This is a genomic window from Devosia sp. J2-20 (assembly GCF_055808475.1).
This window is the reverse complement of record NZ_CM147870.1, coordinates 1,957,568-1,970,627: the sequence shown is the minus strand read 5'-3', so window position 1 is coordinate 1,970,627 and position 13,060 is coordinate 1,957,568. Positions and strand designations below refer to the sequence as shown.

General features: G+C 62.0%; 12 protein-coding genes and 1 tRNA gene. 8 read left to right on the top strand and 5 right to left on the bottom strand.

Annotated elements, in window-relative coordinates:
• Nucleotides 1-23: 23 nt before the first annotated feature.
• From queA to map, 4 genes are all read left to right on the top strand, one after another.
• Entirely contained in the window at nt 24-1,085 is a 1,062-nt protein-coding gene (gene queA / locus AC0L37_RS09615; RefSeq protein ID WP_282221296.1) for a tRNA preQ1(34) S-adenosylmethionine ribosyltransferase-isomerase QueA, read from the top strand.
• 215 nt (nt 1,086-1,300) lie between these two features.
• Nucleotides 1,301-2,440, top strand: a complete 1,140-nt coding sequence (tgt, locus tag AC0L37_RS09610) for a tRNA guanosine(34) transglycosylase Tgt (protein ID WP_282221297.1) — start codon at nt 1,301-1,303, stop codon at nt 2,438-2,440.
• Nucleotides 2,441-2,462: 22 nt separating this feature from the next.
• Complete coding sequence (gene pgi / locus AC0L37_RS09605; RefSeq protein ID WP_282221298.1) at nt 2,463-4,103, top strand: glucose-6-phosphate isomerase; 1,641 nt, start codon at nt 2,463-2,465, stop codon at nt 4,101-4,103.
• Between the two features lie 4 nt (nt 4,104-4,107).
• The gene (gene map / locus AC0L37_RS09600) at nt 4,108-4,863 is read left to right on the top strand and encodes a type I methionyl aminopeptidase (protein WP_282221299.1); all 756 of its coding nucleotides are present in this window, start codon (nt 4,108-4,110) and stop codon (nt 4,861-4,863) included.
• A 44-nt stretch (nt 4,864-4,907) separates the two neighbouring features.
• Here map and AC0L37_RS09595 read toward each other — a convergent pair whose 3' ends face one another.
• The 3 genes from AC0L37_RS09595 to AC0L37_RS09585 all read right to left on the bottom strand — a co-directional run bounded on the left by AC0L37_RS09595 (nt 4,908) and on the right by AC0L37_RS09585 (nt 6,402).
• Entirely contained in the window at nt 4,908-5,456 is a 549-nt protein-coding gene (locus AC0L37_RS09595) for a hypothetical protein (RefSeq protein ID WP_212658161.1), read from the bottom strand.
• A 12-nt stretch (nt 5,457-5,468) separates the two neighbouring features.
• A tRNA-Lys gene (locus tag AC0L37_RS09590) sits at nt 5,469-5,543 on the bottom strand.
• A gap of 79 nt (nt 5,544-5,622) precedes the next feature.
• Nucleotides 5,623-6,402 carry a hypothetical protein gene (locus tag AC0L37_RS09585; protein WP_212658160.1) on the bottom strand — a complete coding sequence of 260 codons (780 nt, stop codon included), beginning with the start codon at nt 6,400-6,402 and terminating at the stop codon, nt 5,623-5,625.
• Nucleotides 6,403-6,545: 143 nt separating this feature from the next.
• On the opposite strand from AC0L37_RS09585, the gene glmU reads away from it, so the two are divergent.
• The 3 genes from glmU to AC0L37_RS09570 are packed head-to-tail and all read left to right on the top strand — an operon-like array spanning nt 6,546 to nt 10,253.
• Entirely contained in the window at nt 6,546-7,901 is a 1,356-nt protein-coding gene (glmU, locus tag AC0L37_RS09580; protein ID WP_282221300.1) for a bifunctional UDP-N-acetylglucosamine diphosphorylase/glucosamine-1-phosphate N-acetyltransferase GlmU, read from the top strand.
• Nucleotides 7,902-7,903: 2 nt separating this feature from the next.
• Entirely contained in the window at nt 7,904-9,730 is a 1,827-nt protein-coding gene (gene glmS / locus AC0L37_RS09575) for a glutamine--fructose-6-phosphate transaminase (isomerizing) (RefSeq protein ID WP_282221301.1), read from the top strand.
• A gap of 16 nt (nt 9,731-9,746) precedes the next feature.
• The gene (locus tag AC0L37_RS09570; RefSeq protein WP_282221302.1) at nt 9,747-10,253 is read left to right on the top strand and encodes a MepB family protein; all 507 of its coding nucleotides are present in this window, start codon (nt 9,747-9,749) and stop codon (nt 10,251-10,253) included.
• Here AC0L37_RS09570 and recG read toward each other — a convergent pair.
• Both recG and AC0L37_RS09560 read right to left on the bottom strand, forming a co-directional pair.
• A complete protein-coding gene (recG, locus tag AC0L37_RS09565; RefSeq protein WP_282221303.1) occupies nt 10,228-12,336 on the bottom strand; it encodes an ATP-dependent DNA helicase RecG in 2,109 nt (702 codons plus the stop codon). The two genes, AC0L37_RS09570 and recG, sit on opposite strands and share 26 nt — an antisense overlap.
• 102 nt (nt 12,337-12,438) lie before the next feature.
• Entirely contained in the window at nt 12,439-12,594 is a 156-nt protein-coding gene (locus tag AC0L37_RS09560; protein ID WP_212658155.1) for a hypothetical protein, read from the bottom strand.
• A gap of 235 nt (nt 12,595-12,829) precedes the next feature.
• Here AC0L37_RS09560 and AC0L37_RS09555 point away from each other — a divergent pair, with 235 nt between their 5' ends.
• Nucleotides 12,830-12,988, top strand: a complete 159-nt coding sequence (locus tag AC0L37_RS09555) for a hypothetical protein (RefSeq protein ID WP_282221304.1) — start codon at nt 12,830-12,832, stop codon at nt 12,986-12,988.
• Nucleotides 12,989-13,060: the final 72 nt, after the last annotated feature.

Genomic DNA, 13,060 nt, shown 5'->3' with positions numbered 1-13,060 from the left:
ACGGCCATGCTAGGGGACGACCCATGCTAGTTTCAGACTTCGATTTCGAGCTGCCCGAAGAGCTCATCGCCCTACACCCAGTCGAGCCCCGCGATAGCGCGCGCCTATTGCTGGTCGATCCAGCCAATGGCCTCAGCGATCTGCATATTCCCGACCTGCTGACCCAGCTCAGGCCAGGCGATGTGCTGGTGGTCAACGACACCCGCGTGCTGCCCGCCGAACTGCGCGGCAGCCGGGTACGCGGCGAGTATCGCGCCAATGTCTCGTTCAACCTGCACAAGCGCGTCGACGCCCATAGCTGGAAGGCGTTTGCCCGTCCGGCCAAGAAACTGGCTATTGATGACCGGCTTGAGCTGGGCAATGGCCAGGCTGACGCGCTGACAGCCAAGGTCTCGGCGCGAGGCGACACCGGCGAAGTCACCCTGACCTTCGATCTGGGCGGGGCAGCACTCGACGAAGCCATCAAATCACACGGCGCCATGCCGCTGCCGCCCTATATCGGGCTCAAGCGCGGCCTCCAAGAGCGCGACAAGACCGACTACCAGACCGTTTACGCCACCGAAGACGGCGCGGTCGCCGCGCCCACGGCTGGGCTGCATTTCACCGATGAGCTGCTGGCAAAGATCGAGGCCATGGGTGTCACCATTGAGCGGGTGACCCTGCATGTCGGGGCAGGGACATTCCTGCCCATGAAAGCCGACAATACCGACGACCACGTCATGCATGCCGAATGGGGCGAGATCGACGCCGACACGGTGGCGCGCATCAATGCCGCCCGTGCCGCCGGTGGCCGGGTCGTTGCTGTGGGCACCACCAGCCTGCGCCTGCTCGAAAGCGCAGCCCGGGCGACAGGAACGCTGGCGCCGTTCAGCGGCGACACCGACATCTTCATCACGCCGGGCTTTAAGTTCGCTGCCGTCGACGTGCTGATGACCAATTTCCACCTGCCCAAATCCACCCTGTTCATGCTGGTCAGCGCCTTTGCCGGGTTCGGGACGATGAAGACGGCCTATGCCCACGCGATAGCCAACGGTTACCGGTTCTATTCGTACGGGGACTCATCGCTGCTGCTGCGCGCTGAGTAGCAACGCACACCTAGACCAAACTCACCCCTGCGGCTTTCCCTTTCAAGCGGGAGGTGAACTTGTTGGGGTGGTTGGATTGTGTCCATGGCACCACGCGGCATCTCCCCCTTGATTGGGGGACGCTGGGAGGGGAGCGGTAACCAGCCGCAGCCGTTTCCATGGCGCCCGCACACCGCCAGTTGTGTGCTCGCGGCCAACCCGCTAGAACCCGCGCCATGAGCACGACCAGCAAACAAGTCACCTTTACCCTTTCAGCCACCGATGGTCTGGCGCGGCGCGGCCACATCGACACGCCACGGGGCGATATCCAGACGCCGGCCTTCATGCCGGTGGGCACGGCAGGCACCGTCAAGGCCATGTATCCCGAGCAGGTGCGCGAGACTGGCGCCGATATCCTGCTGGGCAATACCTATCACCTGATGCTGCGCCCGGGCGCCGAACGCGTCGCCAGCCAGGGTGGCCTGCATGATTTCATGGATTGGCAGCGCCCCATCCTGACCGATAGCGGCGGCTTTCAGGTCATGTCGCTGGCGCAGTTGCGCAAGCTGACCGAAAAGGGCGTGACCTTCAAATCCCATATCGATGGCTCCAGCCACGAACTGACGCCCGAGCGCTCCATCGAGATCCAGACCCTGCTCGACAGCGATATCATCATGCAGCTCGACGAGTGCATAAAGCTGCCTGCCGAACGCAAGGAGATCGAGCGCGCCATGGAGCTCTCGCTGCGCTGGGCCGACCGCTCCAAGACCGCCTTCAACAATCAGCAGAACCGCGCGCTGTTCGGCATTGTCCAGGGCGGCGACGACGCCGATCTGCGCCTGCGTTCGGCCCAGGGGCTCAAATCCATCGGTTTTGACGGCTATGCCGTGGGCGGTCTGGCTGTCGGTGAACCGCAGGATGTGATGTTCCGCGTGCTCGAACAGATCACCCCCGAACTGCCGACCGACCGACCGCGTTATCTGATGGGGGTCGGCAAGCCCGACGATATTCTGGGCGCCATTGGCCGGGGCATCGACATGTTCGATTGCGTCCACCCCACGCGCGCCGGTCGCCACGGCCATGTCTATAGCCGCTTTGGCGTCATCAATCTGAAAAACGCCCGGCATAGGGATGACCACCGGCCCATCGATGAGGCCTCGCCCAACCCCAATTGCCGCCGCTGGAGCCGTGCCTATCTGCACCATCTCGTTAAGACAGAAGAGATTTTGGGCGCGATGATCCTTTCCCAGATCAATCTGGCCTATTATCAAGAACTCGTGCAGGGCTGCCGCGGTGCAATCGAAGGCGGCCGATTTACTGATTTTGCGGCGGAGACGCGTGCGGCCTGGGCCGCGGGCGACCTGCCGGTTCTCTGATTTCCTGAAAGGGTTCTTCGACATGGCTAAAGCTGGACGCAAGGCGAGTTTTTCGAACCTGAGCAAACACCGCAAGCGGCTCGAAGAGCAGCCCATGCGCGTGCAGTTCGCTGTCGACCCGAACCGCTTCAAGCGCTTTTCGGTTACCGGCGCGGGCATTATGCTCGACTATTCCAAGAACCGCATCGACGAAGACACCATGGCTGCGCTGTTCGATCTGGCGCGCGCTGCCGGTGTCGAGGAACGCCGTGACCAGATGTGCGAAGGCGAGCACATCAACATCACCGAAGACCGCGCCGTGATGCACATGGCGCTGCGCTATCAGGGCGACAAGCCCGTGCCGGTCGATGGCAAGGACGTCATGCCAGATGTGCGCGCCGTGCTGGCCGCCATTGAGAGCTATACCGACGATATCCGCAGCGGCGCCATTCGCGGCCATGGCGGCGCCCAGTTTGCCGATATCGTCAATATCGGTATTGGCGGCTCCGACCTCGGTCCCGCCATGGTGACGCTGGCGCTCGAGCCCTATACCCGCGCCGATTTGCGCGCCCACTACGTCTCCAATGTTGATGGCGCCCATATTCACGACATTCTCAAGCGTCTCGATCCCAAGACGACGCTGTTCATCGTCGCGTCCAAGACCTTCACCACCGACGAAACCATGACCAATGCCGGCTCGGCGCGCGACTGGATCGCCGATACGCTGGGCGAAGAAGCTGTGCCGAACCATTTTGCGGCCGTCTCGACCAATATCCCCGCCTGCGCCAAGTTTGGCATCCGCGAAGACCGCATCTTCGGCTTCTGGGACTGGGTCGGTGGCCGCTATTCGGTGTGGTCAGCCATTGGTCTGCCTATCGCACTGGCCGTCGGATATGAGAACTTCGCCAAGTTCCTTCAGGGTGCAGATGAGATGGACCGGCATTTCCTGTCGGCCCCGCTCGAGGAAAACCTGCCCGTCATCATGGCCGTGCTCGGCGTCTGGTATCGCAATGTCTGGGGTTTCTCGACCCATGCCGTGCTGCCCTATGACCAGCGCATGAGCCGCTTTGCGGCCTATCTGCAGCAGCAGGACATGGAATCGAATGGCAAGTCCGTCACGCTGGCGGGCAAGCCCGTGGGCTGGTCGACTGGCCCCATCGTCTGGGGCGAACCGGGCACCAATGGTCAGCACGCATTCTATCAGCTGATCCATCAGGGCACCGACGTCATTCCCTGCGATTTTCTGATTGCCGCCCGGCCGCATGAAAACCTGCCGCCGCACCACGACAAGCTGGTCGCCAATGTGCTGGCGCAGTCCGAAGCGCTGATGTTGGGCAAGACCGCCGATGAAGTGGTCGGCGAACTCAAGGCGCAGGGGCTGGGCAAGGCCGAGATCAAGGCATTGACCCCGCACAAGGTGTTCCCTGGCAACCGGCCGTCCAACACGTTGTTCTATGAGCAGTTGACGCCCGAGACCCTGGGTTCGCTCGTCGCGCTCTATGAGCATAAGGTGTTCACCCAGGGCGTGATCTGGAACGTCAATTCCTATGACCAGTGGGGCGTTGAGCTTGGCAAGCAGTTGGCCAAGGCCTTGCTGCCAAAGGTCGAGGGTAGCCAGAGCGGGGAAGGGCACGACGCTTCCACCCAGGGCCTGCTGTCCTACTACCTCGCCAATAAGGGCTGATGGCTTGATCATATCCACCGATGAGCAGTTCGAGCGCCTCAAGGCGATCGGACGCATTTGCGCGCTGACCCGAGACGCCATGGCCCAGGCCATGCGTCCGGGCATGACCACAATGGAACTCGACGAGATCGGCCGCGCCTTGCTGGCCGAGCATGGTGCCCGTTCGGCGCCTGAGGTCACCTATAATTTCCCCGGCGCCACTTGTATTTCAGTCAATGAGGAAATTGCCCATGGCATTCCCGGCGACCGGGTGCTGGCAGCGGGTGACCTGATCAATATCGATGTGTCAGCGGAAAAGGACGGCGTCTTTGCAGATACCGGCGCCTCGTTCATCATCCCGCCTGAAGCCAGCCAGCTCACCACGCTGTGCCGCGATGGCAAGAAGGCGATGTGGGCCGGCATTCGGGCGGTCAAAGCGGGTGCGCCGCTGGGCGATATCGGCAATGCCATCGGCAAGTTCGCCAAGAAGAATGGCTATACGCTGATCCGCAATCTAGCCAGTCACGGCGTGGGCGACAGCCTGCACGATGCGCCCGAGGAAATAGCTACCTGGCCCGACAAGTCCGAACGTCGGCGCATGACCGATGGGATGGTATTCACCATCGAGCCGTTCCTGTCGCTGGGTGGCCGTCTGGCTGACCAGAAATCGGCCGATGATGAATGGACCCTGATCAGCAACCCACCCGCGCCCTGCGTGCAATATGAGCACACGGTGATCGCCGCGCCGCGCGGCGCCATTGTGGTCACGCTGAACAGTTGATTCTGGAATGCGAACCTAATCGCCTAAGAAGCTGTTTTGACTCGCTAAAGCCAGACCAGCAGCAATGGTCCGAGCAGGATCATGCCGGCGGCGACGATGAAGCGAAGATTGCCCAGCGGGCGCAGATTCGGCACGCTGAGCCAGGACGACAGCACCAGAAAACCCAGCAGCGCGATAAATACCGGACTGAGCGGTCCGAGTTGGATCGCGGCGCCTTCTGTCAGCTGTAGATAGATCATGTGACCGACCACAAACCCCAGCAGCGCGGTCACCACCACGGTCACCGCCTTGGCGGTAATCAACAGTGCCATGTCGATGGTATGGGCGTTCAACACCAGCGCCAGCCCGGTTGCGGTGACATGAACCGCCGCCAGGGTCGGCAAAATCTGGTTGCGGGCCAGGAGGGGCACCATTTCGGGCGGTGCACTCAGGGGCACCGCACCGATCATCGGCAGGTTGGCACCGTACTGGGCCAGCAGGTAAATGACATAGAGCATCACCAGCGTGCTGGCAGCAAAGGTCACCAGCGTCGCCGCGAGCACCTTGAGCAGATCGATGATATCCTGAGACACAACAGCGGCCTTATCAGTCAAGAAAAGAGGTCTTGGTACGCCGGGTGGGGGTCGAACCCACGACCATTCGATTAAAAGTCGAATGCTCTACCACTGAGCTACCGGCGCTCACCAAGATTGACGCCGCTGGCGTCGCGGCGGAACATAGCCACGTTCCCAACGCTGTCAACCGCAATTGCGCCGCTAATCAATAGCTCAGCGGAGTTCCCACAAATGGCATGGGCAGACACGAAATCGAAATCCGCTCCAGACGGCTGCAAAGCGCGGTCGCTTCGGACAGTTCGGTAATCGGGCCGACTACGATACGTTTGTTGTCGCTATTGGCTTCATCCACCAGCAGGGGCGATAGGCCAAACAGCAATGGCCCCAGCTTCATGGACAGATCATTCCAGGTTTGTGGCGCCTGCTCGAACGGCACCGAGGTGCCCAGAGCAATGCCGAAATCAATTTCATTCGGTATGGCGGCACTGGCTGTTTGCACCGGTGCGGGCAGGGGCTGTTCCTGACCCTGTGTGGGCGCGGCTTCCGCCATGGGCTGCTGGCGTATCAGTACCGAACCGCCATCGGCGTCATAGATCAGCGCTTCGCCAATCGAGGCGGTCAGCGATGAGCGGTCGATCTTGGCGCCCGCCGGCAGGGCCTCAAGCAGACGGGGCAGGCTGACTTCGAGTGCGCCGACGCGCTGGCGCACCGCATTGCCCTGCTGCTCTTCAAGCGCAAAGCGATTGGCCAGAACTGTATTGTCTCGCTTGAGCTGCAGACTGGCTTCGCGCAGATCGGCAACCTGCAAGCGCAGCTGGTCGATCGACGCGCCTTCAATGCGGGTCTTGTGCAGCCCGCCCAGAATGCTTGATGGAATAACCGCGGATACATTTGCGCCCAGCACCGCAATGGCGCCAAATACCAGCGCAACGATGCCCCAGGTGGTTACATCCGATTGCCGGAACTGTTCCGATGCCTTGGCCAATGTCAAAAACCTCGAGGGCGCAATCGAATCAGGTATTGCGCAATGAAAGAACCATGAGGCCCTGATTAGCGGTTCGCCAACTCTTGGCTGCCATAAATCTGTGAAAATGCGCACGAATAGAGAATGCGAAGCGGAGAAACGCCATGACGGAACTATTGTCGATCATTCTGGCTGCCGGTGAAGGCACGCGAATGCGCTCGAGCACACCCAAGGTTCTGCATCAGGTGGGCGGACTGCCCATGATCGGTCATGTGCTGCGCACCGCCCAGTCGGCTGGAGCGTCCAGCATCGCTCTGGTGGTCGGGGCCTCCAGCGAGCGCGTGCGGGCTTCCGCCATGGCCGCTGCGCCCGATGCACTGGTGTCCGAGCAGCATGAGCGGCTGGGCACGGGCCATGCCGTGCGACAGGCTCAGGCGGCCTACGCCACCGCCAAGGGCAATGTCATCGTGCTTTATGCCGACAACCCGCTGGTGTCGCCCAAAACCCTGGCCGAGATCGCCAAACGTCTTGATGACGGTGCCGACATCGTCGTCGTGGCCTATCGTCCGGCCGATCCGACTAATCTGGGGCGCCTGCTGACCCTGGATGGTCGCCTGGTGGCTATTCGGGAGCACAAGGATGCCAGCGAGGAGGAGCGCAAGATCGATCTGTGCAATTCGGGCATTATGGGTTTCAAGGCCGACGCCTTGCGCGGCGTCATCGATCGTATCGGCAATGCCAATGCCAAGGGCGAATACTATCTCACCGACGCTGTCGAACTGGCCAATGCCGATGGTCGCCGCGTCGAATATGTCGAGGCTGACCCTGCCGAAGTGGTTGGCGTTGATGATCGCTCCAAGCTGGCGCAGGCCGAGGCAACCTTCCAGGAACTGCGCCGCGCCGACTTCATGGCCGCTGGCGTGACCCTGCATGATCCCAAAAGCGTCTGGTTCTCCTACGACACCGAAATTGCCCAGGACGTCACCATCGAGCCCAATGTGGTGTTTGGTCCCGGCGTGAAAATCGACACTGGCGCGGTTATTCACGCCTTCAGCCATCTCGAAGGCGCCCATGTCGGTGCCAATGCGTCGGTGGGTCCCTTCGCGCGGCTGCGGCCCGGCGCCAATCTGGGCGAGGGCGCCAAGATCGGCAATTTCGTCGAGGTCAAGAAGGCCGATATCGGCAAGGGCGCCAAGGTCAGCCACCTCAGCTATATCGGCGACGCCAGCATTGGCAGCGATGTGAACATCGGCGCCGGTGTCATCACCGTCAATTACGATGGCTACAACAAGCACCAGACCGTTATCGGCAACAACGCCTTTATCGGCTCCAACACGTCGCTGATCGCTCCGGTCAATGTGGGCCCGGGCGCTCTGGTAGGGAGTGGTAGTGTGATTACCGACGATGTAGAAGCAGACGCCCTGGCGCTAGCACGCGGTCGTCAGGTCAACAAGCCCGGTCGCGCCAAGGATATCTTTGCCGCAGCCAAGGCCGAAAAACTCAACAAGAAGGGCCTTTAGCCATGTGCGGTATCGTTGGTATTGTTGGCAATCAACCGGTTGCCGAACGCCTCGTGGATGCGCTCAAGCGCCTGGAATATCGCGGCTATGACAGCGCCGGCGTCGCCACGCTGGCTGATGGCGATATCGCCCGCCGCCGCGCCGAGGGCAAGCTGGGCAATCTGGCCCAGAAACTGGCGGCCGAACCATTGGCGGGCACGATCGGCATTGGCCATACCCGCTGGGCCACCCATGGTGCCCCCACTGAGCTCAATGCCCACCCACACACCACCGATCGCGTTGGTGTGGTGCATAACGGCATTATCGAAAACTACCGCGACATGCTGATCGATCTGGCCAAGGATGGCTATCAGCCCACCACCCAGACCGATACCGAAGCCGTGGCGCTCTGGGTGTCGCGCGAACTGGCCAGGGGCGCTCAGCCCGAACAGGCCGTGTCCAATACGCTCATAAAGCTGCGCGGCGCCTTCGCTCTGGCCTTCATGTTCCGCGACGATGAGGGGCTGCTGATCGCGGCCCGACACGGCGCGCCGCTGGCCATCGGCTATGGCAATGGCGAGATGTATCTGGGCTCCGACGCCATGGCACTGGCCCCGTTCACCTCCCGCCTGAGCTATCTCGAAGATGGCGACTGGGCCGTGATCACCCATACCGGCGCGACCATTCGCGACGCCAAGGACGCCATTGTCGAACGCGATGTGCAGATCTCGCAGACCTCGGCGCTGATGGTCGACAAGGGTAATCACCGCCACTTCATGGCCAAGGAAATCTACGAGCAGCCCGAAACCATCGGTCATACGCTCAGCCATTATGTGGACATGGGCACCGAACAGGTCTCGGTCCGCGAGCAGATGCCGTTCGACTTCGCCGATCTCAGCCGCCTGACCATCAGCGCCTGCGGCACGGCCTTTCTGGCCGGCGCTGTGGCCAAATACTGGTTCGAACGCTATGCGCGGCTGCCGGTCGATATCGATGTGGCCTCCGAATTCCGCTATCGCGAGCCGCCGCTCGAAAAGAACGGCCTGTCGCTGTTCATCTCTCAGTCTGGAGAAACAGCGGACACGCTGGCAGCCCTGCGTTACTGCGCCAGCCAGGGCCAGCATGTCGCCTCTCTGGTCAATACCGTGGAATCCACCATTGCCCGGGAATCACACGTGGTGTTTCCCATTCTCTGCGGCCCCGAAATCGGCGTGGCGTCGACCAAGGCGCTGACCGCTCAGCTGACCGCCCTGGCCAGCCTGGCGATTGCGGCGGGCCGGGCCCGTGGCGTTCTCAGTGCCGAGCAGGAAACCGAACTGGTGCGCGCACTGATCAGCCTGCCCACAGCGGTATCCGAAGCGCTGGGCACCGAAGACCAGATCATGGATATTGCCAAGCGCTTGAGCAAAGCCAAGGACGTGCTCTATCTCGGTCGGGGCCCGATGTTCCCCATCGCCATGGAAGGCGCGCTCAAGCTCAAGGAAATCAGCTACATCCACGCCGAAGGTTATGCAGCCGGTGAACTTAAGCATGGCCCCATCGCCCTTGTGGATGAAGCCATGCCGGTCATCGTGGTCGCGCCCTCCGACGAGCTGGTCGACAAGACCCTGTCCAACATGCAGGAAGTGGCCGCACGTGGCGGCAAGATCATCCTGATCACCGACCCCGAGGGCGCGCAGACTGTCGGGCAAGGCGTTGCAGACGTGATCCTGATCCCGCATGTGTCGAGCTTTGTGGCGCCGATCCTGGCCACCATCCCGGTGCAGTTGCTCGCCTATCACACGGCGGTCTTTATGGGCACCGACGTCGATCAGCCGCGTAATCTGGCCAAGTCGGTCACTGTGGAATAGGGGGCTGACTGCCCCCTTGCAGCAGGCTCTGGACACGATCTATGCCCCGGCCGGACTGCATCTGACGGCCGGGCCATTGGCCGAGCCCGAGAGTGCCCAATACCACGCGTTTCGCCTGGCGCTGAACGGCGCCAGCGTCGTCTATCGCGCTGCCAGAACCACGCCGACCAAGATTGGCCAGTTCGTCACCCTCTGGCACCGCCGCGATCCCGCCGGACCTATTGCACCGCTCGACAGCGCCAGTGATATCGAACTGGCGATTATCGCGGTCTCTGACGGGGCGCCGCAGGGCCAATTCGTCTTCGACAGGGCGACTTTGCTGCAGCGCGGGATCATGTCGCGCGCGGGGGTGGGCGGCAAGCGTGCCATAAGGGTCTATCCACCCTGGACCAGGCCAATTGCCAGAGATGCCATTGCTACCCAGAACTGGCAGACGCGGTGTTTCCTGCCGCTTGATGGCAGCGACACGGTTGCGCTGGTCCGGCAGCTTTGCGCCGCTATCCTGCCCGGATCAGCGGAATAGCCAGATCCTTGCGGAACAGGTAGAGCGCAGTGCGCGCAGCCTCCCCGTCGGGACCGGTCAGGCTGGGGTTACGCGAGAGCAGCGCCTTGGCGTCGTCATGGGCGAAATCGAGCAGGTGCCGGTGCACATCTGGCACGGCCAGGCGATAGCCGGGCATGCCCGATTGCCGCGTACCCAGCACATCGCCCTGACCACGCAGTTCCAGATCGCGCTCGGCAATCACGAACCCGTCCTCGGTGGATTTGATGGTATCCAGACGGGCTTGGGCGGTTTCGCTCAGGTTACCCTTGAACAGCAGCAGGCAGGATGAGCGGGCGGACCCGCGTCCGACACGACCGCGCAACTGGTGCAACTGTGCCAGCCCGAAGCGCTCGGCATGTTCGATGATCATGATCGAGGCATTGGGCACATCCACGCCCACTTCGATTACCGTGGTGGCCACCAACAGCTTGAGTTCATTGGCAGCAAAGCGCGCCATAACCTCCTGCTTGGCGGTCGCACTCATCCGGCCATGCACCAGGGCGACCTGATCGCCGAACACCTTTTGCAGTTCGGCGAAACGGTCTTCGGCAGCGACCACGTCAAGATGCTCGCTTTCCTCGACCAGCGGGCAGACCCAGAATGCCTGCGCACCTTCATGCAGCCGCGCCTGCAGCCGGGCGATCACCCGATCATATTCGCCAATCGAAAGCACGGCAGTATCGATTGGCTGCCGCCCCTTGGGCTTTTCGCGCAGGATGCTGACTTCCATATCGCCAAAATGGGTCAGCACCAGGGTGCGGGGGATGGGCGTGGCAGTCATCACCAGCAGATCGGTGTGCTTGCCCTTGCCCGACAGGGCAAGGCGCTGATGCACCCCGAAGCGATGCTGTTCATCCACCACGGTCAGACCGAGGTTGTGAAACTCCACGCCGGATTGAAACAAGGCGTGCGTGCCCACCACGATATTGGTTTGGCCATCGGCAATTCCGACCAGCTTGGCCCGCCGCTCGGCAGCCTTCATCTTGCCGGTGAGCAGCTCGCATCCCAACCCGGCAGCGTCGCAGAGCGGCTTGAGAGTCTTGAAGTGCTGCGCCGCCAGCAGTTCTGTGGGCGCCATCATCGCCGACTGGGCACCGCTCTCGACCATGGCGGCCATCGCCATCAACGCCACCACGGTCTTGCCGGCACCCACATCGCCCTGCAGCAGTCGCGACATACGATCCGGTGAGGCCAGATCGGCCCGGATTTCATTAATGGCGGTCTTTTGCCCATCCGTCAGCGCGAACGGCAGCAGGGCGCTGACCCGGTCTGTGACCTCCCCGGTAAACTCACGACTGATACCGCGATCTGCCACCATGGTGGAGCGGATCAACTGCAGCGTCAGCTGACCCACGAAATATTCGTCATAGGCCAGCCGCTGGCGGGCAGGGGACCACAGCTCCGCCTCGCCCGGCGCGTCGGGCAGGTGCACCATGCGCATGGCGTCAACAAAGCTGGGCCATTTGCGCTGATCCAGCGTCGCCCCATCAATCCATTCGGGAATCGCTGGGACGCTTTCGATCACCTGACGCACCAGCTTGGCCAGCGCCTTGGAGCTCAGCCCCTGAGTCAGCGGATAGACCGGCTCGACCAGCGGCAGGGTGGCGAATTTTTCCGGCTCTACGATGTAGTCGGGGTGGGTGATCTGCTTTTCGCCATTGAAGAAGCCGATCGTGCCCGACACATAGCGCTCTTCGCCGACGGGCAGGGCCTTTTCCACCCAGCCGCCCTGCGCCCGAAAGAATACCAGCTGCATCTCGCCGGTTTCGTCATGGGCAAATACCCGATGAGGCACATGCGGCTTGCCGCGCGGCGGCGGTTGATGCCGGTCGATATGCAGCAGCAGCGTCACGATCTGGTTCAGGCCCGCATCGACAATCCCCACCTGACGCCGGCGATCCACCACCCCCGAGGGCATGTGCATCAGGATGTCCAGGGCAATAGCCTCCTGCCCGTCGGGCGCGCCGAAGAACTTGGTCAGCAGGGCAGCCAGCTTGTCGCCGACACCCTTGATCGAGTGCAGCGAACGAAACAGTGGCGATAAACTATCGGGGCGAGACACGCGGGTGATTCTCCTGCCCGCAGGGTACAGCTCAGCCGTGCGTGATTGAAGCTTCTGTCCGACCCCGACCACAAGCAGCTGAGCCGATGCAGCGATCCGCCCTTAGAACCGTTCGAGGTCCTGCACCGACCACCAGCTGATCACCACGACACCCAGGTCCAGCACCCACACCTGCCGCGTTCTTTCAGCCCAGCGCATTTGCCAGCGTGGCTTGATCTTCAACACACCACCGCGCGTTCTAAAACTCATCCAGGCCATTGCCGCTCTCCACCAGCGCCCGAGATCAGCTGATTAGGCAACCAAATCGCCGCGCGCGGTAGCCGCCAATCGAGCGTGGCAGCCATCCGCTGACCGAAGATCGGACGCCCTAAATATCTGGCATGCGCGACAATTCACCGGGGTGAGGGTCCTGTGGAAGTTACAATTGTCGGGATTTGCGCAGGACTTGATTAGCGCGAATAGGCCAGTGGTGCGGGGATGTCCGGGAGGCTCCATGGAACGCGCATTTGGCTGGCTATTGGCGATAGGCTACCCCCGACAGGGCGTCGACTGGCTGCGTCGGCATCGCCTGTGGGTGATCCTTGTTCTGGCTGTTCTGGCCTGGTTGCCGGTGATTGGTCTGGTCTGGTTGTTCTTTTCTCTTCTGTCCTGAGCCAATGCAGCATCGCCCTGCGACGATGTAAGGGCTGACATCGCTCGGCAATGGGCGTACACAGCAAACCCA

Excerpts from the sequence above, each read along its gene's own strand:
- glmS (WP_282221301.1), top strand. The coding sequence starts at position 7,904 with ATGTGCGGTATCGTTGGTATTGTTGGCAATCAACCGGTTGCCGAACGC.
- tgt (WP_282221297.1), top strand. The coding sequence starts at position 1,301 with ATGAGCACGACCAGCAAACAAGTCACCTTTACCCTTTCAGCCACCGAT.
- glmU (WP_282221300.1), top strand. The coding sequence starts at position 6,546 with ATGACGGAACTATTGTCGATCATTCTGGCTGCCGGTGAAGGCACGCGA.
- queA (WP_282221296.1), top strand. The coding sequence starts at position 24 with ATGCTAGTTTCAGACTTCGATTTCGAGCTGCCCGAAGAGCTCATCGCC.
- AC0L37_RS09560 (WP_212658155.1), bottom strand. The coding sequence starts at position 12,594 with ATGGCCTGGATGAGTTTTAGAACGCGCGGTGGTGTGTTGAAGATCAAG.
- AC0L37_RS09555 (WP_282221304.1), top strand. The coding sequence starts at position 12,830 with ATGGAACGCGCATTTGGCTGGCTATTGGCGATAGGCTACCCCCGACAG.
- pgi (WP_282221298.1), top strand. The coding sequence starts at position 2,463 with ATGGCTAAAGCTGGACGCAAGGCGAGTTTTTCGAACCTGAGCAAACAC.